Source organism: Streptomyces sp. NPDC044984 (genome assembly GCF_040646935.1).
Classification (GTDB): Bacteria; Actinomycetota; Actinomycetes; order Streptomycetales; family Streptomycetaceae; genus Streptomyces.
Genome location: NZ_JBEZBE010000008.1, coordinates 59,578 through 79,758, shown reverse-complemented (window position 1 = coordinate 79,758; position 20,181 = coordinate 59,578). Strand labels below are relative to the sequence as shown.

The following is a 20,181-nucleotide window of genomic DNA, read 5'->3' as shown; positions in this document are numbered from 1 at the left end:
GCGCGGGCGCGATCAACCACAGCGGACCCGCAGCCCGCGAAGACCAGAAACCCGGCAGACGCCTACGCGCCCCACCCCGCCTGCTCCCCGCCAACCCGCTCGGCAACGATTTTCTCGCCCCACCCGGACCGCCGATAGGCGGAAATGGGCTCGGGGTCCAACCCCATCTCCTCCCGCACCTCACGCAGCAGCGGACGCACGTCCGTGTTGTACGCGTCCATCAGCACGGCGTTCGCCTCGAGCACGTCCCCCGAGGCCTGCGCCTCGCCCAACGCCGCCCGGTCGACCAGCAGGGCTTTCGCCGTCGCCTCCTGGACGTTCATGACGGAACGGATGATCGCCGGGATCTTCGCCTCGATGTTGTGGCACTGGTCGAGCATGAACGCCACCTCGGGAGTGAACCCGCCCCCACGGATCACCTCGTACATGATCCGGAACAGCTGGAACGGGTCGGCGGCGCCGACCATCAGGTCGTCGTCGGCGTAGAACCGCGAGTTGAAGTCGAACGCGCCGAGCTTCCCCTCCCGCAGCAGCGTCGCCACGATGAACTCGATGTTGGTCCCCGGAGCGTGGTGACCGGTGTCGACCACGACCTGCGCCTTCTCGCCCAGCTTCAGGCAGTGCGCGTAGGCGGTGCCCCAGTCCGGCACGTCCGTCGTGTAGAACGCCGGCTCGAAGAACTTGTACTCCAGCAGCATCCGCTGGTCGTCCCCGAGCCGCTCGTACACCTCGGCGAGCCCTTCGGCGAGCCGGTCCTGCCGGGCCCGGATGTCGTCCTGCCCGGGGTAGTTCGTCCCGTCGGCGAACCACAGCTTCAGGTCCTTGGAGCCGGTCGCGTCCATGATGTCGACGCACTCCAGCAGGTGGTCGACGGCCTTCCTGCGCACCGCCGCGTCCGGGTGGCAGACGCTGCCGAGCCTGTAGTCGTCGTCCTGGAAGGTGTTGGAGTTGATCGCGCCGAGCCTCACCCCGCGGTCCTCGGCGTGCTTGGCCAGCGCCGCGTAGTCCTCGACCTTGTCCCAGGGGATGTGCAGCGCCACCGTCGGCGCCACGCCCGTGAACGCGTGCACCTGGGCGGCGTCGTCCAGCTTCTCCTGCGGGGTGCGGGGGACGCCCTGTTGCGCGAACACCTTGAACCGGGTCCCCGAGTTCCCGTACGCCCAGGACGGCGTCTCCACGGCCTGTGTCTTGAGAGCGGCTTTCACCGCGGCGAGCTCGGTCACGTCAGGGCTCCTGTGACATCGGGTCGTAACGACCACTGAGTGAAACGATTCAGAACGGGAAGCTATGGGTCTCCCGAAGGGGTGTCAACCCTTTCGGCGAAGACCGCACTCTGTGACCAGGCCGAGACCTGAAGGTGTCGAAAGTTTTTCGACCGGGACCCATTGACGTGACATGCGTCGCGCGCCTAACGTCCCGGCAACCCAGTTGAAACCTTTCACGACGTCGTGGGGCCTCCCGTCGGCGTCGTCGAGGAGCCCTCATGACCCACCCGTCCGACACGGGTCCGGCCCCGGTTCTCGCGCTGAAGGACATCTCCAAGTCCTTCGGCGCGGTCCGCGCACTGCGGGACGTCTCCCTGGAGCTGTTCCCCGGGGAGGTGCACGCCCTCGCCGGCGAGAACGGAGCCGGCAAGTCGACCCTCATCAAGACGCTCGCCGGAGTGCACCGTCCGGACACCGGCCAGGTGCTGCTCGACGGTGCCCCCGTCGTCTTCCACGGCCCCGGTGACGCCCGCGACGCCGGTATCGCCGTGATCTACCAGGAGCCCACGCTCTTCCCCGACCTGTCGATCGCCGAGAACATCTTCATGGGCCGGCAGCCCCGGAAGGCGCTCGGCCGGATCGACCACCGCGCCACCCACGACGCCACCGCCGCCCTGATGCAGCGGCTCGGCGTGGACCTCGACCCGGACCGTCCGGCCCGCGGTCTGTCCATCGCCGACCAGCAGATCGTCGAGATCGCCAAGGCGCTCTCCTTCGACGCCCGCGTCCTCATCATGGACGAGCCCACCGCCGCCCTCACCGGCAGCGAGGTCGCCCGCCTCTTCGGCGTCGTGCGCACCCTGCGCGACCAGGGCGCCGCGGTGCTGTTCATCTCCCACCGCCTGGAGGAGATCTTCGAGATCTGCCGGCGGGTGACCACGCTCCGCGACGGCGCCTGGATCTCCAGCGAGCCGCTGGACGGCATGACCGAGGACGACCTGGTCCGCCGCATGGTCGGCCGCGACCTCGAGGAGCTCTACCCCAAGCAGGACGTGACGCCGGGCGAGGTCGCCCTGAGCGTGCGCCGGCTGACCCGCGAGGGCGTCTTCACCGACGTCTCCTTCGACGTGCGGCGCGGTGAGATCGTCGGCCTGGCCGGACTCGTCGGCGCCGGGCGCACCGAGGTGGCCCGCGCCGTGTTCGGCGTCGACCGCTGGGACGCCGGCGAGGTCGAGGTCGACGGACGGAAACTGACCAACGGCGCCCCGTCCACGGCCATGGCCGCGGGCCTCGCCCTGGTCCCCGAGGACCGGCGCGCCCAGGGCCTGGTGATGGACATGTCCATCGAGCGCAACATCGGCCTCACCGGACTCCGTACGACCGTGAAGGCCGGCCTGATGGACCGCGGCGCCGAACGCAGCCGCTCCCTCGACTGGGCCGTCAGGCTCCAGGTCAAGTACGCCCGGATCGCCGACACGGTGAACACCCTGTCCGGCGGCAACCAGCAGAAGGTCGTCCTCGCCAAGTGGCTCGCCACCGGCCCGAAGGTGCTGATCGTCGACGAGCCCACGCGCGGCATCGACGTCGGCACCAAGGCCGAGGTGCACCGGCTGCTGTCCCAGCTCGCCGCCGACGGCGTCGCCGTCCTGATGATCTCCTCCGACCTGCCCGAGATCCTCGGCATGGCCGACCGCGTGCTGGTGATGCACGAGGGCCGGCTCACCGCCGAGATCCCCCGCACCGACGCCACCGAGGAAACCGTGATGGCCGCAGCCACGGGGAGGGCCGCCGCATGACGGTCGCCGCTCCCGGAGAAGCCCCCGTCGCCGAGGTGCCCAAGGCCGGCGCCACCCGGCTGGTGGACCGCGTCTTCAAGATGCGCGAACTCGCCATCCTCGTCGTCTTCCTGGTGATGATCGCCGTCACCCAGGCCGGCAACAGCGAGTTCCTGTCCGAGCAGGGCATCAAGGACCTGCTGCTGAACGCGACCATCCTGGTCCTGGTCGCCACCGGCCAGTCCCTGGTCGTCATCACCCGCAACGTCGACCTGTCCGTCGGCTCCACCCTCGGCATCAGCGCCTTCGCCGCCGGCGTCTACCTCCAGGACGGCGGGAACCCGGTCGTCGCCGTCGCCCTCGCCGTCCTGCTCGGCATCGGCTTCGGACTGCTCAACGGCCTGCTCGTCAGCCTCGGCCAGGTGCCCGCCCTCGTGGTCACCCTCGGCACGCTCTACATCATCCGCGGCATCGACTCCATCTGGGTCGGCTCCCGCCAGATCACGGCCGCCGACCTCCCCGGCTCCTTCGTCGACTTCGGCTCCGGCGGCATCTCGGCCGTGCCGTACCTGGCGCTCATCGCGCTCGCGGTGCTGGTGGCGACGGCGTACTACCTCAAGCACTTCGGCAGCGGACGCGAGCTGTACGCGCTCGGCTCCAACCCCGAGGCCGCCCGGCTCGCCGGCATCCCCGTGCGCAAGCGGATCCTCGCCGCGTACACCTTCTGCGGCGCCCTCGCCGGCCTCGCCGGCGCCCTGTACCTGGCCCGGTTCGGCAACGTCGACTCCGGTACCGGCAACGGCTACGAACTCACCGTCGTCAGCGCGGTCGTGGTCGGCGGCGTGGTCTTCACCGGCGGCTCCGGCAGCGTCTACGGCGCGGCCCTCGGCGCGCTGCTGCTGACCTCCATCAACAGCGTGCTGCCCGCCCTCGGCGTCAGCTCCGTGTGGGTGCTCGCCATCAACGGCATCCTGCTCATCCTCGCCATCGCGGTCGACCGGATCGTCGCGCTGCGCGTGGCCTCCGCCCTGAAGAAGAGGAACGCCCGCCATGCCTGAGTCCCTGACGCGCGCCGTCCGCTGGGACACGGTCGTCGGCGCCCTGCTCGTCGTCGTCCTGCTGCTGTCCTTCACCACGGTCGACGGCTTCGGCAACGCGCTCAACCTGTCGTTCCTCATCGGCAACACCCTGCCGATCGCGCTGATCGCCCTGCCCATGACCCTGCTGGTGGTCTCCGGCGAGATCGACCTGTCCGTGGCCTCCACGGCCGGCCTGTCCGGCGCGGTGATGGGCGCCCTGTGGAACCAGGGCATGACCATCGAGACGATCATCCCGATCTGCCTCGTGATCGGCGTCGTCTGCGGCCTGGTCAACGGCCTGCTGGTGACCCGCCTCGGACTGCCGTCCCTCGCCGTCACCATCGGCACGCTGGCCGCCTACCGGGGCATCGCGCAGATCGTGCTCGGCTCCGACGCGGTGACCGACTTCCCCGCCCCGTACCTGGACTTCGCCGCCGGACGCATCGGCGACACGTTCGTCCCGTACGCCCTCCTGCCCTTCCTGGTGCTGCTCGCCATCGCCGTCGTTGCCCTGCACGCCACCCCGTTCGGCCGGTCGCTGTTCGCGGTCGGCGCGAGCGAGGAGGCGGCCCGGTTCGCCGGCATCCGCGTCAAGCGGCAGAAGCTGATCCTGTTCACCCTGACCGGTCTGATGGCCTCCCTCACCGGCGTCTTCTGGGCCCTGCACTACGCCAGCGCCCGCTACGACAACGCCACCGGCCTCGAACTCTCCGTCGTGGCGGCCGTGCTGCTCGGCGGCATCGACTTCGACGGCGGCAAGGGGACGCTCGGCGGCGCGATCGCCGGTGTGTTCCTGCTCGGCGCGCTGCAGAACGTGATGAGCCTGCAGGACGTGTCCGCGCAGTCCCAGATCGTCGTCACCGGTGTGCTGCTGGTCCTGTCCGTGCTCGGACCGCGTGTCGCCCGGCAGATCGCCGTCGCGAGGGCCGGACGCCGGGCAGCCACGTCACCACCGGTCTCCAAGGCCCCCACTCCCACCCCCTGAACCCTTCTCGTCCTCTAAGGAACCCACCATGCGCAAGGCAACCCTCCGCCGCACCTGCGCGGCCCTCGCCGCCGTCACCTCGCTCGCCCTGGCCGCCACCGCCTGCGGCGGCACCACCAAGGAGGACGTCAAGAACGAGGGCGGCGGCGCGGCGGCCTCGGCCGGCAAGGCCGACCCGAACGCGGCCACCAAGAAGGGCCTGACCGTCGGCTTCCTGCCCAAGCAGGTCAACAACCCCTACTTCACCACCGCCGACAAGGGCGGCGAGAAGGCCGTCAAGGAACTGGGCTCCACCTACAAGGAGGTCGGCCCCTCCAGCGCCACCGACACCGCGGGACAGGTCTCCTACGTCAACACCCTGACCCAGCAGCAGGTCGACGCCATGGCCGTCTCCGCGCAGGACCCCGGCGCCCTGTGCACCGCGCTCAAGCAGGCGATGAAGAACGGCATCAAGGTCGTCACCTACGACTCCGACACCACCGCCGACTGCCGCAACGCCTTCGTCTCGCAGGCCAGCGGCGAGGACCTGGGCCGCACCGAGGTGCAGCTGCTCGCCGAGCAGATCGACTACAAGGGCGAGATCGCGATCCTGTCCGCCGCGCAGACCGCGACCAACCAGAACGCCTGGATCGAGTTCATGAAGGACGAGCTCAAGGATCCCAAGTACAAGGACATGAAGCTGGTCAAGGTCGCCTACGGCAACGACGACGCCCAGCAGTCCTTCCAGCAGACCCAGGGCCTGCTCCAGGAGTACCCGAACCTGAAGGGGATCATCTCCCCGACCACCGTCGGCATCAAGGCCGCCGCCCAGTACCTGTCCGGCTCCAAGTACAAGGGCAAGGTCAAGCTGACCGGCCTCGGCACCCCCAACGACATGCGCAAGTACGTCAAGAACGGCACCGTCGAGGCGTTCGAGCTCTGGGACCCGGCCAAGCTCGGCGAGCTGGCCGCCCGCACCGCGATCGCCCTGTCCTCCGGCCAGATCACCGGCAAGGAGGGCGAGACCTTCACGGCCGGCGCGATGGGCGAGTACACCATCGGCAAGGACGGCGTGATCAACCTCGGCAAGCCCACCGTCTTCAACGCCGAGAACATCGACCAGTTCGACTTCTGATCCCGTTCTGATCCCGACCACCCCTGGAGGAGCGGTACTTCATGCAACGCGTCTGTTTCCTGCTCAAGGTCCGACAGGACCGGATCGCCGAGTACCGCGAACGCCACGCCGCCGTGTGGCCCGAGATGCGCGAGGCGCTCTCGGCCACCGGCTGGCACAACTACTCCCTCTTCCTGCGCGACGACGGCCTGCTCGTCGGCTACCTGGAGACCGAGGACTTCGAGGCGGCCAAGGCTGGCATGGAGGCCACCGAGGTCAACGGCCGCTGGCAGGCCGAGATGTCCCCCTTCTTCGAGTCCCTCGACGGCTCCCGGCCGGACGAGGCGATGAAACCGCTGACCGAGGTCTTCCACCTCGCCTGACGACGGAGCCCGCGATGAGACGACGCACTCTCCTGGCCGGCGCGCTCCTCGGCACCGCGGCGGCCCCCGCCCTGGCCGCCGGCACCGCCCGGGCCGCCGCGCCCGGCCCGTCGGTCACCCGCACCGGCAGCACCACGCTCGACAACCGGGCGATCTACTTCGTGTCCTACGACGGCCTGGTCAACAACAACTCCTTCCAGAAGAACGGCCTGCTCACCCACAAGGGCCACCAGTACGCCGCCTGGTACACCGCCGACCGGGGCGCCGTCGTCGGCCGCCGCGCCCTCGGCGCGAGCACCTGGCAGACCGTGCGGGTCGGCCACGCCCCGCGCTACGACGACTCGCACAACGTCATCTCCATGGGCGTGTCGAGGACCGACGGCCGCCTGCACCTCAACATGGACTCCCACAGCGACGGCTTCACCTACGTCAAGTCCGTCGCCGGACTCCTGGACGACCCCACCGGGCTGAGCTGGACCGCGAGCCGCTTCGGCGCCCCGCAGTCCACCCTGGACGGGCTCGCCCTCACCCCGCAGTTCACCTACCCGCAGTTCGTCGCCACCCCCGAGGGCCGGCTCCAGCTCAGCTACCGGGCCGGCGTCTCCGGCAACGGCCGCAACGCCCTCGCCGAGTACGACGGCAGCCGGTGGACCGCGCTGGGGGAGTGGAGCGCCTCCACCGGCACCTACACCAGCGAGCACGGCTCCTCCACCGCCCGCAACATGTACCTGCACGGCATCGACTACGACCGCGGCGGCCGCCTGCACGCCTTCTTCACCTGGCGCGAGCAGAACGGCGCCGTGATGTGCTCCGGCGGCGGCATCACCAACCACGACACCGGCTACGTGTACTCCGACGACCGCGGCCGCACCTGGCGCAACGACGCCGGCACCGTCGTCGGCAGAACCGGGACCTCGGACCGGGTCTCCGTCACCGACCCCGGACTGGTGGTCGACCCGCTGAACCCGGACCACTCCCTGATGAACCAGGAGAGCCAGTCCACCGACTCCGCCGGCCGGCCGCACGCGATCATCTCCTACGTCCCCGGCCGCTTCGGCCAGTGCACCACGGACTACGTCGCCGACCGCACGGCGCACGGCCGCGCCTTCCACGTCCGCCGGACCGCCGCCGGCGGTTGGCGGAAGACCGAGATCCCCGTCCCGCTGAACTCCAGCCAGCGCACCAGACTGGTCCTGGACCGGTACGACAACGCCTACGCCGTGTTCCCCTACGGCCGTATCGCCGCCGCCTCCGCGGCCTCCGGTCACACCGACTGGAAGCTGCTGTACGACGGCGCGGGCCTGAACGCCTTCGGCGAGGTGGTCATCGACGAGACCCGCGTCGCCCAGGACGGGGTGCTGTCGGTCATGTACCAGGAGAAGTCCACCGGTACGACACCCTCGCCCCTGCACGTCGTCGACTTCCGCCTGCCCGCCTGATCCTGTCCGCTCCGGGGCGGCCGGTGCCGGTAGTGTGATGGCCCGCCGCGCCGCCCCTCTCCCTGGAGGTCCCTGCCCGATGGCCCAGTCGGTGGGTATCAAGGACGTCGCCCGCGTCGCCGGAGTGTCCGTCGGCACGGTCTCCAACGTGATCAACCGCCCGGACACGGTCGCCGCCGAGACCCGGGCACGGGTGCTGTCCGCCATAGACCGGCTCGGCTACGTGCGCAGCGAGTCCGCCCGTCAGCTGCGCGCCGGCCGCAGCCGCATCATGGGCCTGCTCGTCCTCGACATGGGCAACCCGTTCTTCGTCGACGTCGCGCGCGGCGCCGAACGCGCCGCGCGCGAGGCCGGGCTCGGCGTGATGGTCTGCAACAGCGCCCAGAACCCGGGCGAGGAGGCCGAGTACCTCTCCCTCTTCGCCGAACAGCGGGTGCGGGGCGTGCTGCTCACCCCGGCGGACGCCACCGGCCGCAACATCGAGGCGTTCCGCCGGCACGGCATCCCCTTCGTGCTGGTCGACCGGGTCGCCGAGGGCACCACCGAGTGCTCGGTCTCCGTGGACGACGTGGCGGGCGGCGCGCTGGCCGTGCGGCACCTCGTCGACGCCGGGCACCGTTCCATCGCGTACGTCTGCGGCCCGCCCGGACTGAACCAGGTCCGGGACCGCCGCACCGGCGCCCTGAACGCCCTCGCCGAGGCCGGCCTCGGCCCCGACCGCCTGCGCGAACTGCCCACCGAGCGGCTCGACGTCGCCGCCGGGCGCGACGCGGGTGCCCGCCTCCTCGGACTCGCCGACCGGCCCACCGCCGTCTTCTGCGCCAACGACCTGCTCGCCCTCGGTGTGCTCCAGGCGATGTACGCGGCCGGTGTCGGCGTCCCCGACGACCTCGCGATCGTCGGCTACGACGACATCGAGTTCGCCGCCGCGGCGGCCGTACCGCTGACCTCGGTGCGGCAGCCCGCGGTCACCATGGGAGCCCTGGCGGCCGAGCTGCTGCTGGAGGAGACCGAGAGCGGGAGCAGCGCCGAGCCGCACGAGCACCGCCGGGTCGTCCTCCGCCCGGAACTGGTGGTCCGGCGCTCCAGCCTGGCGGCCCGCTGACGGATGGTCAGCAAGAATTCCATGATCCCGGGCTCGTTGGCCGGACGAACATGTGCTGAACTGGGTCACGGTCCGACAATCCGTTCGTCCCGGGAGCCCCGTTGTCCGTCAGCTACCGCCAGCCCGGAGTGGTCCTCACCGACCGCCGGTTCACCGTGCCCCTCGATCACGACGACCCCTCGGGGGAGACGATCGAGCTGTACGCGCGTGAGGTCGTCGCCCGTGACAAGGCCGGCCAGGACCTGCCCTGGCTGCTCTACCTCCAGGGCGGCCCCGGCTTCGGGGCGAACCGTTTCGTCGGGAAGGAGGCCTGGCTCGGCCGGGCCCTGGAGGAGCACCGCGTCCTCCTCCTCGACCAGCGCGGCACCGGGCACTCCACCCCCGCCAACCGGCAGACGCTCCCGCTGCGCGGCGGCCCCGCCGCACAGGCCGACCACCTCGCCCTCTTCCGCGGCGACTCGATCGTGCGGGACTGCGAGGCCATCCGCCCCGAGGTGACCGGCGGCGCCCCCTGGACCGTGCTCGGCCAGAGCTTCGGCGGCTTCTGCACCGTCACCTACCTGTCCACGGCGCCCGAGGGCCTGGACACCGCCCTGATCACCGGCGGCCTGCCCTCCCTCGACGCCCACGCCGACGACGTCTACCGGGCCGCCTACCCGCGCGTCGAGCGCAAGGTCGCCGCCCACTACGCCCGCTACCCGCAGGACGTCGAACGCGCCCGCCGCATCGCCGACCACCTCCTGACCCACGAGGTCGTCCTCCCGAACGGCTACCGGTTCACCGTCGAGGCGTTCCAGTCCCTCGGCCGGATGCTCGGCAGCGGCGACGGCAGCCACCGGCTGCACTTCCTCCTCGAGGACGCCTTCGTCCGCACCCCGGGCGGCCCCGCACTCTCCGACGCCTTCCAGGAGCAGGCGCAGGGCCTGCTGTCGTACGCCGGACACCCGCTGTACGCGCTCGTCCACGAGGCGATCTACGGCCAGGACGCCCGGCCCACCGCCTGGTCCGCCGAACGCGTGCGGGCCGAGTTCCCGCGGTTCGACGCGGCCAAGACGCTCGCCGGCGACGAACCGCTGCTGTTCACCGGCGAGACCATCCACCCCTGGATGTTCGACTGCGACCCCGCGCTGCGCCCGCTGCGCGAGACCGCCGAACTGCTCGCCGCGCGCACCGACTGGACACCCCTGTACGACCCGGCGCGACTCGCCGCCAACGAGGTCCCGGTCGCGGCGGCCGTCTACCACGACGACATGTACGTCGACACCGCCCACTCCCTGCGGACGGCCCGCGCGATCCGGGGCCTGCGCACCTGGGTCACCGACGAGTTCGAGCACGACGGCGTCCGGACCGGCGGTCCCCGCGTCCTGGACCGGCTGCTCACCCTGGCGCGCGACGAGGTGTGAGCGGGGCCCGGGGGATGTCGGTGCGGCGGGTTAGTCTGCGGGCATGACCGAGCCGACGATCAGTCAACTCCCACCCATGCCCGATGATTGGCAGCGCGCCCTGGCCGTGGTGGCCCACCCGGACGACCTCGAGTACGGCTGCGCGGCGGCGATCGCGTCCTGGACCGACGCCGGCCGTGAGGTCTCCTACGTGCTGGCGACCCGCGGCGAGGCGGGCATCGACACCCTGGAGCCGGCGAAGTGCGGCCCGCTCAGGGAGCGGGAGCAGCGGGCGAGCGCGGCCGTGGTCGGGGTGTCGGAGGTCGGCTTCCTCGACTACGCGGACGGGGTCGTCGAGTACGGCCCCGCGCTGCGCCGGGACATCGCCGCCGCGATCCGCCGGTACCGGCCCGAGCTGGTGATCACCCTGAACCACCGGGACACCTGGGGCGGCACCTACTGGAACACCCCGGACCACGTGGCCGTCGGGCGGGCCGTGCTCGACGCGGCCGGTGACGCCGGCAACCGGTGGATCTTCCCGGAGCTGACCGAGCGGGGCCTCGAACCCTGGAACGGGGTCCGCTGGGTGGCGGTCGCCGGTTCCGACAGCCCCACGCACGCGGTGGACGCGACGGACGGGCTGGAGCGGGCGATCGCCTCGCTGCTCGAACACCGGACCTACATCGAGGCGTTGACCGACGAGGACCCGGAGGCGTACGCCCGCGGCCTGCTGACCGGTTTCGCCGAGGAGGCGGGGAAGCGGTTCGGGGACCGGCCCGCGGTCACCTTCGAGGTGTTCTCCCGGTGAGCCCCGTGGACGACGACGAGGAACTGCTGGCGGAGCGCTTCGAGGAGCACCGCGGACACCTCAAGGCGGTCGCCTACCGCATGCTCGGCTCGCTGACCGAGGCGGAGGACGCCGTCCAGGAGGCCTGGCTGAGGCTGGGCCGCACCGACACCGGCGACATCGGCAACCTCGGCGGCTGGCTGACCACCGTGACCGGCCGGATCTGCCTGGACCTGCTGCGCTCGCGCACCGCGCGCCGCGAGCAGCCGATGGACGAGACGTTCGTCCCGGACCCGGTGATCAGGCCCCTCTCCCAGGTGGACCCGGAACAGGAGGCGCTGCGCGCCGACTCGGTGGGCGTGGCGATGCTGGTGGTCCTGGAGACGCTGGAGCCCGACGAGCGGCTGGCGTTCGTCCTGCACGACATGTTCGCCGTGCCGTTCGACGACATCGCCCCGGTGGTGGAGCGCAGCTCGGCCGCGACCCGGCAGCTCGCCAGCCGGGCCCGCCGCCGGGTACGGGACGCGACCCCCTCCGCCGACCCCGACCTCGGCCGGCAGAGGCAGGTCCTCGAGGCGTTCATGGCCGCCGCGCGCGGCGGCGACTTCGAGGCGCTGGTCGCCGTCCTCCACCCGGACGTGGTGCTGCGGGCGGACGCGGGCGCACTGGTCCGCGGCGTGGCCGGATCCAAGATCCTCCAGGGCGCGAAGACGGTGGCCGAGTCGGCGATGATGTTTGCCCGCTACACCGCGGCCGGCCGAATGGCCCTGGTCAACGACTCGCTGGGCCTGCTCAGCATGGAGAACGGCCGCATCAGGTCGGTCATGTCGGTCACCATCACCGACAACCGGATCACGGCTATGTACATCCTGGCCGACCCGGCCCGCCTGGGACACCTGGAGCCACTGACGTAACCGCGGGCACCCGTGCCCCAGGGGGCACGGGTGGGCGGTGGGGGTACCTCCCGCTCGAGCGGAGCCGAGAGTGGGGGAGGCACCCCGCAAGCGCCGGGCCGCGCGACCCACCCCCGCCCCGCACCAACGCGCCCGAAGACCGAAACCCCGTGCTCAACAGCGGCGTTCCGGCCACAGCCGCAGTCCCTCCGGCATCAGCGTGAGCCGCTCGGTCACCCGCAACCGATAGGCGGAGTCGGCCCGCAGCTCGTACCGGCGCAGCAACAACCCCAGCACCAGCACCGCCTCGTGCAGCGCGAACTGCCGCCCGATACAAGCCCGCGCCCCCGTCCCGAACGGCTTGAACACATGAGGCGGACGCCCCCGCACCGCCCCCGCGTCGAACCGCTCCGGATCGAACCGCTCCGCGTCCTCCCCCCACACCTCGGGATCCCGGTGCAGCATCGGCGTCAGCACCAGCGTCCAGGCGCCCCGCCGCATCGGGTGCTCCCCGCCCAGCACCGTGTCCCGCGTCGCCTCCCGGGCGAAGGCCGGCGCGGTCGGCCACAGCCGCAGCGACTCGTCGAGCACCCGGCGCACGTAGCGCAGCTTGGCGACCTGCTCGTAGCCGGGTGCCGCCGCGTCGCCCCAGACTCGGTCCACCTCGGCGCGGGCGCGCGCCGCGACCTCGGGCTCACGGGACAGGTAGTGCAGCGCGAACGACAGCGCCCCCGACGTGGTCTCGTGACCGGCGACCAGGAAGGTGATCACCTGCCGGCGGACGTTCTCCGCCGACAGCCGCTCCCCGGTCTCCGGGTGCGCGGTCTCCAGCATCCGGTCCAACAGGTCTCCGCCCCCGCTCCCGCCGCCCCCGGCCCGCCGGCTCCGGACCACCTCGTCGACGATGCGGTTGAGACGCGCGATGTCGGCCGCGTTCCGCCGGCCCGCCCGGCGCAGCAGCAGCGGGCTCAGCGGCGCGGGAACGCTGTTCAGCCGCTGGGCATGGGTGAGCGTCCCGACCATCGCCGTGACGAACGGGTGCGGACGGGACCGTTCGAAGGACCCGAAGTCGTGCCCGAACCCGGTCCGCGCGATCGTCTCCAGCGTCAACTTGGTCATGTCCCCGGGCACGTCCACCGGCCGGCCCCCGGCCGCCGCGCGGTCCCAGTGCTCCGTCAGCCGCTCCGCCACGGCCAGCATCATCGGGTGGTAACCGGCCATGGCCTCCCGGCTGAACCCGGGGGCCAGCACGTCGTGCGCCAGCTGCCAGTTGGGCTCGTGGTTGTACGCGGTGAACAGCCCGTCGCCCGCGACCGGCCGCAGATTGGCGACGCCCAGCCCGACGTGCTTGGCGAACCGCGACTCATCGGCCAGATCCGCCACCAGACCGGCGCCCCAGGTGAACACGAACTCCTTGCCGAAGGCGTTCCGCCGGAAGACCGGCCCCAGCCGGCGGGCGTACTTCAGCGAGTCCTGCACGGGCGTGCGCCTGCTCGCTCCGAGGACGTCGCCGAGCAGCGGCAGGCGGTACGGCGGGTGGGGGATGCGGTGCAGTTCCGGCCAGCCGTGCTCCGCGCTGCGGAACCCCTTCGGCAGTACGGCCCGTGTCGTCGTCTCCGCCATGACGCGCTCTCCTTCGACCCGGTGCGCACGTGCGACGTGTTGTACGCGAGTTCAATAAGGCGGCCTCAGTCTGGTCCGGTCGCTGAACCGGCGTCAAGTAAGGTGCGGGAATGGCCGTGAACCAGGGCGGGCGCACGCGCCGCCGGCTCAGCACCGCGGAGCGCCGGGAGCAGCTTCTGTCGGTCGGCGCGCGGCTGTTCTCGGAGAGCCCCTACGACGACGTCTGGATCGAGCAGGTCGCCGAGATCGCCGGGGTGTCGCGAGGGCTCCTCTACCACTACTTCCCGACCAAGCGGGACTTCTTCGCGGCGGTGGTGGAGCGGGAGAGCGAGCGGATGCTCCGCATGACGGCGGCGGTCCCCGGCCTTCCGGTGCGCGAGCAGCTCACGGCGGGTCTCGACGCGTATCTGGAGTACGTCGAGGCCCATGCGCACGGCTACCGCGCCTTCCACCGTGCCGACGCGGCGGGGGACCAGGCGGTGCGCCGGGTCTACCGGCGGGCCCTGGCCGCGCAGGAACGGCAGATCCTGGCCGCGCTCGCCAGGGACCCCGAGTTCGGCCCCGGCTTCGAGGCGCGGCCGGACACCCGGCTCGCCGTGCGCGGCTGGCTGGCCTTCACCACGGCGGTCTGTCTGGAGTGGCTGCGCGACCCGGAGCCCGACCGTGAGCAGGTGCGCGACCTGTGCGCACGCGCCCTGCTGGGCGTCCTTGCGCCCTGAAGGTCTCGTAAAGATCACGCCATTAGGTTGGCGCGCACTCCGATCTTCGATAGGTTAGGCAAGGCTTGCCTAAGAGGAGGTTCGGGGATGGGTGACGACACGCACGGCTGGACGGCCGCGCCCGGCACGGCGGAACGGGCCCGCTCGGTGCTCGCCGCCGCGTGGTCCTGCACGGTGACCGCGGAGGGCATCCGGGAGGAGCTCGTCGGCGCGCACGGCGTGACCGACGACGGACGGGTGCTGCTGCACGTGCCCGAGGACAGCGCCCTGCTCGCCGCCGCGATCTGCGCGCCCCGCGGCGAGCCGTCCGCCGTGCTGGAGTTCGCCGACGTGGCACCCGTCCCCGTGCGCAACCGGATCCGCGCCCGGCTGTGGCTGGCCGGCTGGTTCGCCGTGCGGGACGGGCACCTCGTCCTCCAGCCCACGCGCGTGGTGCTGCGGCAGCCGTCCGGCGCCCTGGTCGTCGACGTCGAGGAGTTCGCCGCCGCCGAGCCCGACCGGCTCGCCACCGCCGAGGCCCGGCTGCTGACCCACCTCGCCGACTGCCACGCCGACGCCGTCGAGCGGCTGACCCGGCTGGTCGACCACGGCAGCCTGCACGGCGCGGTCCGCGTCCAGCCGCTCGCCGTCGACCGGCACGGACTGACCCTGCGCATCGAACGCCTCCGCGCGGACGGTGACGTACGCCTGCCGTTCCACGCGCCCGCCGACGACGTCTCCCAGCTCACCGAGCGCATGCACGTGCTGCTCGCCCAGGCGAGCGCCGCCTCCTGCCCCCGTGCGCTGCAGCGGCAGCGCACGGACGGCGACGGGTGACGCGGAGGACCCGGCCGTACGGGCGTCTCCGGCCGAGTGCGTCACTTGGAACGGTGGGAGGCGCCCCGGCGGTTCCCGCGCAGCCGCTCCCGCATCCGGGTGAGCCGCGGCAGCCGCTCGCGCTGCGCCTGTGAGTGCCGGTCCAGTTCCTCGAACAGCCGGCGCGTGCGGTGCTCGGTGTCCATCTCGTCGAGGATGCGGTTGACCTCGGTCAGCACGGCGCCGAGCAACTGCCACTGGCGCGCGTCGCGCCGGGCCTGCTCGAAGAGCAGCCGGGCCAGCTTGTCGCGGGTGGCGGCCGCCTGCCGCAGCTGGGAGGCGAGACGTTCCTCCGCCGACTCGGCGTTCGCGCTCACGCTCGTGGTCACCAGCACCGCGAAGCTGACCACGGCGTCCGCGATCTCGGACAGCAGCTCCTCGAAGGCGGCGCCCGTCTCCGGATCGAACAGCCGCTCCGGGTCGCGCTCCTTGGCCAGGTCGGTCAGCGTGCGGGCCAGCACCCGCAGCACCACCGTGCAGATCTCCAGCGTGTCGAGGCCGGTGCGCAGCACCACTCGGTGCAGCAGGCCCTCCCGCACCCGCGGATTGAGCCGCAGGCTGTCCTCCGCCTGCCGGAGGTCCGCGTCGACCTCGGTGATGTCGTGGTCCAGGCGGCGGGCCTCGTGCAGCCGGGCCGCCGCGCGGTGCGGGGGCGTGCGGCCCGCCGCCTCCTCGCCGATCCGCAGCATCAGCTGCCGCACCCGGCGCGCCAGCTCCTCGATCGACTCGCCGGCCTCCTCCACCCACACGGGCGGGGCGAGCAGGAGGTTGAACCCCATCCCGACGATCGCCCCGATCAGCGTCTCCACGATCCGGGCCCAGGCGGTGTCCCCGTGCGTGGTCACCCCGAGCACCAGCATCGCGCTGATCGCCACCTCGGGCACGAACTCGTCCACCCGCACCAGATGGCCGACGAGCAGCGACGCCAGGATGAGCAGGCCCAGGCTCCACCAGGTCAGACCCACCAGCAGGCTGAAGAGGATGGCCACCACGACCCCGGCCACCACGGAGTTCACCCGGCGCACCCCGGTGGTGAGGGTGGAGTACAGGGTGACCTGGACGACGAGCAGCGCGGTCAGGGGCGCGGTGAGCGGGGCTGCCTCCGGACTCAGCCGCAGGGCGATGACGTAGGCGAGGGTCGCCGCGGCCGCCGACCGCACCATCTGCACGGTCACCGGATCCCGGCGCTGCCTGACGAACTCGACGGCCGGTGCCGCCATCTCACGTACCACTTGCATCCTGGGACGGTTCCCCCTCCCCGGATGCAACGAACGTGTTCACCTGCGACAGCAGTCACCCGGAGGACAGCCGGGCCGGGCCTACAGTTTGTCGAGGAAGGCGAACAGGTTGCCCCGGGTACGGGCGATCTGCTGCTCCAGGGTGAGGCTCTCCTCGAAGCGGGCACCGGTCTCCGGGACCTTCCTGCCGCGCAGATAGAGGGAGCAGGCGAGGTCGGTGCACATGTAGGCGCCGACCGAGTTGCCCTCCCTCCCGGCCGGGCCCGCCTTGCGCGCGGTCATCAGGGCGACACCGCCGCGCGGATGGGTCGTCAGGCACAGGGAGCACATGCTGCGGTGCAGGAAGCCGCGCTGAGCGGGCTGGAAGCGCATGGCCACCCCGACGAGACGGTCCTCCCGCTCGGTGACGAGATAGCTGCGGTCGGGCGCGCCGGGATCGCGCCAGCCCAGGAAGTCGAGGTCGTCCCAGGGGCGCTCGCCCAGGTCGCGCGGTACGGCCAGCCGCTTGGCCTCCCCCTTCGAGCAGTTGATGAACGAGTTGCGGATGTCCTGCTCGGTGAGTGCTCTCATGGGGTCGTCTCCTGGCGTGCTCTTTCGAAACCTAGGGGGTCTAGGTTTCTGGGTCAGGGTAGGTATCCGGCGCCGGGGGGAGCCAGCGATTTTTCCGGGAGCCGCGCCCGCGTGCGTTCCGTACGCTGTACCGCAGTCGCCGAGGGGGAGGGTGCGGACGATGGGGGATTCCTGGGAGCGGGCCCGCCGGGTGCTCGCGGGGGCGGGACTGCCGCCCGACGCGCTCGCCGGGGTGCGCCCGCTGAGCGGGGGCACCTACAACACCGTCGAGGAGCTCCTCCTCACCGACGGCAGCCGCTATGTGCTCAAGGTCCCGCCCGCGCCCGCCACCCCCGGCCTCCGGCACGAGCGGCGCCTGCTCGTCTCCGAGGCGGACTTCTGCGCCGGGGCCGCCGAGGCGGGCGTCCCCGCCCCGCGCGCCGTGTCCGTCGGCGGCGACACCTCCGTGCCGTATCTGCTGATGACCGCCTGCCCGGGCGAGCCCTGGACGCGGGCGGAGCCGGCCGACGGGGAGCGGGAGGGGCTGCGCGCGGAGCTCGGCCGCCAGGTGGCCCGGCTGCACCGGGTGACCGGACCGGGGTTCGGCTACCCGTCCGGCGCCCTCGGCCCGCTCGCCCCCGACTGGCGGACCGCGTTCACCGCGATGACCGACGCCGTGCTCGCCGACGCCCGCGACCACGGTGCCCGGCTGCCGCGCCCCGTCGACGAGGTGGCCGCCGTGATCCGCACCGCCGCCGGGGCGCTCGACGAGGTCACGGTGCCGGCCCTCGTCCATTTCGACCTGTGGCCGGGCAACGTCCTGGTGGAGCGCACACCGGCGGGGGAGGCGCGGATCGGCGGGCTCATCGACGGGGAGCGCATGTTCTGGGGCGACCCGCTCGCCGATTTCGTCTCCCTCGCCCTGCTCGGCGACATCAGGACGGACCGGGCGTTCCTCACCGGGTACGGGGAGGCCGGCGGCCGGGCCGTCTTCGACGCGGCGGCCCGTGCCCGCCTCGCCCTCTACCGCGCCTACCTCTACCTGATCATGCTCACCGAGACGATCCCGCGGGCGGTCGGGGAGGAGCAGGAACGACGGGTCCGGACAGCCGTCGCCCCGCACCTGGAGGCCGCACTGGAGGAAATCGGCGACCTCTGTTAGTTCACATCGTGAAATAAGGGGGAGGGGAAGTCGCGCCGAGTCGTGTCCCGGCGGTATGTTGCAGGTCGGGCAGGGTCTCGGAAGGAGCCACATGGCGGGGCGGAACGGGCGCACGGTGCGCGACCTCAGGCGGGCCAACCGCACGGCCGTGCTGCAGCGGCTGTACTTCGACGGCCCGCTGAGCCGCTTCGAGCTCGGCCCCGCGACCGGCCTCAGCTCCGGATCCGTGAGCAACGTCGTCGCGGACCTGGTCGCCGACGGCCTCGTGGAGGAGGCCGGCAGCGTCGACTCCGACGGCGGCCGTCCGCGCACCCTGCTGCGGGTGGCACCGGTCAGCGGCCACATGATCGGCGTCGACGTGGGCGAGACCCGGGTCCGCGTCGAACTGTTCGACCTCACCCTCACCGAGCTCGCCCGCGCGCAGCGCCCGCTGGAGCAGCAGCGCTACGAGGTCGAGGTCATCGTCGACCACATCCGCTCCGGCATCGCCGAGGTGCTCGCCGGCGCCGGCCTCGCCCCCGAGCGGCTGCTCGGCGTCGGCATCGGCGTCCCCGGCATCGTCGAGCACACCCCCGACCGGGGCGCCGTCGTGCATGGCCAGACCATCGGCTGGGACGCCGTCCCCCTGGAGTCCCTGCTCCGCGCCGGGTCCCCGCTGCCCGAGACGGTGCCGTACTTCATCGACAACGGCGCCAGGACCCTCGGCCAGGCCGAGATGTGGTTCGGCGCCGGACGCGGCGCCCGCAACGCCCTCGTCGTCCTCTTCGGCTCCGGCGTCGGCGCCTGCCTGGTCACGCCCGAGGTGGAACACGGCCGGGCGGTCGAATGGGGGCACCTGACCGTACGGGTCAGGGGGCGCCGCTGCCGCTGCGGCGCGCTCGGCTGCCTGGAGGCGTACGCGGGTGCCGAGTCGCTGCTCGCCCGGTGGCGCGAGGAGGGCGGCCGGGTGCCCGGGGGCACGGACGAGGAGACGGCGCTGACGGCGATGCTCGCCGCCGCCTACCCGGCCGACGACAGCGCCCCCGACCCCGTCGCGCTCGCCGTGCTGGAGGAGACCGCCGAGTACCTGGGCGCGGGCCTGTCCGACCTGATCAACCTCTTTCAGCCCGAGCGCATCCTCATGGGCGGCTGGGCCGGCCTCCAGCTCGGCTCCCGCTTCCTGCCGTCCGTGCGCCGGCACGCCCTGTCGTACGCGCTGCGCCACCCGGCCGGGAAGGTGACGATCGAACTGGGCCGGCTCGGCCCCGACGCGGTCACCGTCGGCGCCGCGATCCTGCCGCTCGCCGACTTCTTCGCCCGCGGCGGCCGCCGCCCCGACCCGGACCCGCAGTCCCCGCCCCCCGCCTGGCACACGGCCCTCCGGGAACGCACCCCGCGCTAGGCCTGCCCGGCGTACCGGGGCGGAGGGAATCCGGCCGCGTCCGACAGCCGTACCGGGCCGGGGCGGTGGCGCACGCCCGTGCAGGGGGACTCCGCTCGAGCGAAGCCGGGAATGGGGGAGGGAGCGGGCGTGGACAAGCCGACGCGACGGCCCCGCGAACCCGGTGCCCCGCCGGGCCCGCCCGCGCGAGCCGGCTACGCCGAGGGCTCGTCCGGCACCGGTTGTTCCGGGTTGCCGGACGCCGAGTGCGGGGCGCCCTGGCGACCGGTGCCGGCCTCGTCCGTGTCCGGGACGTCGGACTCGGGCTCCCGCTGCTCGTCGGCCTTCTTCCCGCTCTCCCGTTCCGCGGCGGCGGGTGCGACCTCCCAGGGGTCCTCCCCGGGGCCGGCCTGCTGGTCCGGCAGGTCGCGGGGAACACCGGCGCCGTTCTCACCGGGCCCTTCGAGGCGGTGGTCGGTCACGACGCTCTCCTCTCGTTCGTGTGCGAGCCCTCGCGGGTACCTCCGCGAGGACCGGTCAAACCCGGTG

General features: G+C 72.3%; 19 protein-coding genes. 14 read left to right on the top strand and 5 right to left on the bottom strand.

Annotated elements, in window-relative coordinates; genetic code table 11:
- Nucleotides 1-62: 62 nt before the first annotated feature.
- On the bottom strand, nt 63-1,223 hold the full coding sequence (gene rhaI / locus AB0A94_RS11170; RefSeq protein WP_361742199.1) for an L-rhamnose isomerase: 1,161 nt from the start codon (nt 1,221-1,223) through the stop codon (nt 63-65).
- Nucleotides 1,224-1,483: 260 nt separating this feature from the next.
- Between rhaI and AB0A94_RS11165 the strand changes: the two genes are divergently transcribed.
- The 10 genes from AB0A94_RS11165 to sigJ all read left to right on the top strand — a co-directional run bounded on the left by AB0A94_RS11165 (nt 1,484) and on the right by sigJ (nt 12,147).
- A complete protein-coding gene (locus tag AB0A94_RS11165; RefSeq protein ID WP_361742196.1) occupies nt 1,484-3,001 on the top strand; it encodes a sugar ABC transporter ATP-binding protein in 1,518 nt (505 codons plus the stop codon).
- A complete protein-coding gene (locus AB0A94_RS11160; protein ID WP_361742193.1) occupies nt 2,998-4,038 on the top strand; it encodes an ABC transporter permease in 1,041 nt (346 codons plus the stop codon). Before AB0A94_RS11165 ends, AB0A94_RS11160 begins: the two co-directional genes overlap by 4 nt.
- A complete protein-coding gene (locus tag AB0A94_RS11155) occupies nt 4,031-5,044 on the top strand; it encodes an ABC transporter permease (protein ID WP_361742190.1) in 1,014 nt (337 codons plus the stop codon). Before AB0A94_RS11160 ends, AB0A94_RS11155 begins: the two co-directional genes overlap by 8 nt.
- Nucleotides 5,045-5,072: 28 nt before the next feature.
- Complete coding sequence (gene rhaS / locus AB0A94_RS11150; RefSeq protein WP_361742187.1) at nt 5,073-6,158, top strand: rhamnose ABC transporter substrate-binding protein; 1,086 nt, start codon at nt 5,073-5,075, stop codon at nt 6,156-6,158.
- Nucleotides 6,159-6,199: 41 nt separating this feature from the next.
- Entirely contained in the window at nt 6,200-6,520 is a 321-nt protein-coding gene (locus tag AB0A94_RS11145; protein ID WP_030821436.1) for an L-rhamnose mutarotase, read from the top strand.
- A gap of 14 nt (nt 6,521-6,534) precedes the next feature.
- Nucleotides 6,535-7,959 (top strand): BNR repeat-containing protein, encoded by a 1,425-nt coding sequence (locus AB0A94_RS11140; RefSeq protein ID WP_361742185.1) that lies wholly within the window; start codon nt 6,535-6,537, stop codon nt 7,957-7,959.
- 79 nt (nt 7,960-8,038) lie between these two features.
- Nucleotides 8,039-9,064: a LacI family DNA-binding transcriptional regulator gene (locus AB0A94_RS11135; protein WP_361742183.1), complete on the top strand. Its 1,026-nt coding sequence runs from the start codon at nt 8,039-8,041 to the stop codon at nt 9,062-9,064.
- Between the two features lie 101 nt (nt 9,065-9,165).
- Entirely contained in the window at nt 9,166-10,467 is a 1,302-nt protein-coding gene (locus AB0A94_RS11130) for an alpha/beta fold hydrolase (RefSeq protein ID WP_361742180.1), read from the top strand.
- A 43-nt stretch (nt 10,468-10,510) separates the two neighbouring features.
- Nucleotides 10,511-11,254, top strand: coding sequence for a PIG-L deacetylase family protein (locus AB0A94_RS11125; protein WP_361742177.1), 744 nt, complete (start codon nt 10,511-10,513; stop codon nt 11,252-11,254).
- Between the two features lie 5 nt (nt 11,255-11,259).
- On the top strand, nt 11,260-12,147 hold the full coding sequence (gene sigJ, locus AB0A94_RS11120) for an RNA polymerase sigma factor SigJ (protein ID WP_361742651.1): 888 nt from the start codon (nt 11,260-11,262) through the stop codon (nt 12,145-12,147).
- Between the two features lie 153 nt (nt 12,148-12,300).
- Here the strand turns inward: sigJ and AB0A94_RS11115 are convergent, their stop codons facing one another.
- Nucleotides 12,301-13,749: a cytochrome P450 gene (locus AB0A94_RS11115; RefSeq protein WP_361742174.1), complete on the bottom strand. Its 1,449-nt coding sequence runs from the start codon at nt 13,747-13,749 to the stop codon at nt 12,301-12,303.
- A 110-nt stretch (nt 13,750-13,859) separates the two neighbouring features.
- On the opposite strand from AB0A94_RS11115, the gene AB0A94_RS11110 reads away from it, so the two are divergent.
- The gene (locus AB0A94_RS11110) at nt 13,860-14,468 is read left to right on the top strand and encodes a TetR/AcrR family transcriptional regulator (protein ID WP_361742171.1); all 609 of its coding nucleotides are present in this window, start codon (nt 13,860-13,862) and stop codon (nt 14,466-14,468) included.
- Between the two features lie 87 nt (nt 14,469-14,555).
- The gene (locus AB0A94_RS11105; RefSeq protein WP_361742168.1) at nt 14,556-15,284 is read left to right on the top strand and encodes a DUF2470 domain-containing protein; all 729 of its coding nucleotides are present in this window, start codon (nt 14,556-14,558) and stop codon (nt 15,282-15,284) included.
- A 41-nt stretch (nt 15,285-15,325) separates the two neighbouring features.
- Here AB0A94_RS11105 and AB0A94_RS11100 read toward each other — a convergent pair whose 3' ends face one another.
- Together AB0A94_RS11100 and AB0A94_RS11095 are read right to left on the bottom strand one after the other, a co-directional pair.
- Complete coding sequence (locus AB0A94_RS11100; protein ID WP_361742165.1) at nt 15,326-16,561, bottom strand: aromatic acid exporter family protein; 1,236 nt, start codon at nt 16,559-16,561, stop codon at nt 15,326-15,328.
- Between the two features lie 81 nt (nt 16,562-16,642).
- Nucleotides 16,643-17,131, bottom strand: a complete 489-nt coding sequence (locus tag AB0A94_RS11095; RefSeq protein ID WP_361742162.1) for an FBP domain-containing protein — start codon at nt 17,129-17,131, stop codon at nt 16,643-16,645.
- A gap of 160 nt (nt 17,132-17,291) precedes the next feature.
- Here AB0A94_RS11095 and AB0A94_RS11090 point away from each other — a divergent pair, with 160 nt between their 5' ends.
- Both AB0A94_RS11090 and AB0A94_RS11085 read left to right on the top strand, forming a co-directional pair.
- Nucleotides 17,292-18,272: an aminoglycoside phosphotransferase family protein gene (locus AB0A94_RS11090; protein WP_361742159.1), complete on the top strand. Its 981-nt coding sequence runs from the start codon at nt 17,292-17,294 to the stop codon at nt 18,270-18,272.
- Nucleotides 18,273-18,363: 91 nt separating this feature from the next.
- Nucleotides 18,364-19,653: an ROK family transcriptional regulator gene (locus AB0A94_RS11085; protein WP_361742156.1), complete on the top strand. Its 1,290-nt coding sequence runs from the start codon at nt 18,364-18,366 to the stop codon at nt 19,651-19,653.
- A gap of 194 nt (nt 19,654-19,847) precedes the next feature.
- Here the strand turns inward: AB0A94_RS11085 and AB0A94_RS11080 are convergent, their stop codons facing one another.
- The gene (locus AB0A94_RS11080; protein ID WP_361742153.1) at nt 19,848-20,114 is read right to left on the bottom strand and encodes a hypothetical protein; all 267 of its coding nucleotides are present in this window, start codon (nt 20,112-20,114) and stop codon (nt 19,848-19,850) included.
- Nucleotides 20,115-20,181 lie beyond the last annotated feature (67 nt).

Coding starts and splice junctions, on each gene's coding strand:
- AB0A94_RS11145 (WP_030821436.1), top strand. CDS start 6,200: ATGCAACGCGTCTGTTTCCTGCTCAAGGTCCGACAGGACCGGATCGCC.
- AB0A94_RS11110 (WP_361742171.1), top strand. CDS start 13,860: ATGGCCGTGAACCAGGGCGGGCGCACGCGCCGCCGGCTCAGCACCGCG.
- AB0A94_RS11160 (WP_361742193.1), top strand. CDS start 2,998: ATGACGGTCGCCGCTCCCGGAGAAGCCCCCGTCGCCGAGGTGCCCAAG.
- AB0A94_RS11140 (WP_361742185.1), top strand. CDS start 6,535: ATGAGACGACGCACTCTCCTGGCCGGCGCGCTCCTCGGCACCGCGGCG.
- AB0A94_RS11115 (WP_361742174.1), bottom strand. CDS start 13,749: ATGGCGGAGACGACGACACGGGCCGTACTGCCGAAGGGGTTCCGCAGC.
- rhaS (WP_361742187.1), top strand. CDS start 5,073: ATGCGCAAGGCAACCCTCCGCCGCACCTGCGCGGCCCTCGCCGCCGTC.
- AB0A94_RS11090 (WP_361742159.1), top strand. CDS start 17,292: ATGGGGGATTCCTGGGAGCGGGCCCGCCGGGTGCTCGCGGGGGCGGGA.
- AB0A94_RS11100 (WP_361742165.1), bottom strand. CDS start 16,561: ATGCAAGTGGTACGTGAGATGGCGGCACCGGCCGTCGAGTTCGTCAGG.
- AB0A94_RS11155 (WP_361742190.1), top strand. CDS start 4,031: ATGCCTGAGTCCCTGACGCGCGCCGTCCGCTGGGACACGGTCGTCGGC.
- AB0A94_RS11105 (WP_361742168.1), top strand. CDS start 14,556: ATGGGTGACGACACGCACGGCTGGACGGCCGCGCCCGGCACGGCGGAA.
- AB0A94_RS11095 (WP_361742162.1), bottom strand. CDS start 17,131: ATGAGAGCACTCACCGAGCAGGACATCCGCAACTCGTTCATCAACTGC.
- AB0A94_RS11125 (WP_361742177.1), top strand. CDS start 10,511: ATGACCGAGCCGACGATCAGTCAACTCCCACCCATGCCCGATGATTGG.
- AB0A94_RS11135 (WP_361742183.1), top strand. CDS start 8,039: ATGGCCCAGTCGGTGGGTATCAAGGACGTCGCCCGCGTCGCCGGAGTG.
- AB0A94_RS11165 (WP_361742196.1), top strand. CDS start 1,484: ATGACCCACCCGTCCGACACGGGTCCGGCCCCGGTTCTCGCGCTGAAG.
- AB0A94_RS11085 (WP_361742156.1), top strand. CDS start 18,364: ATGGCGGGGCGGAACGGGCGCACGGTGCGCGACCTCAGGCGGGCCAAC.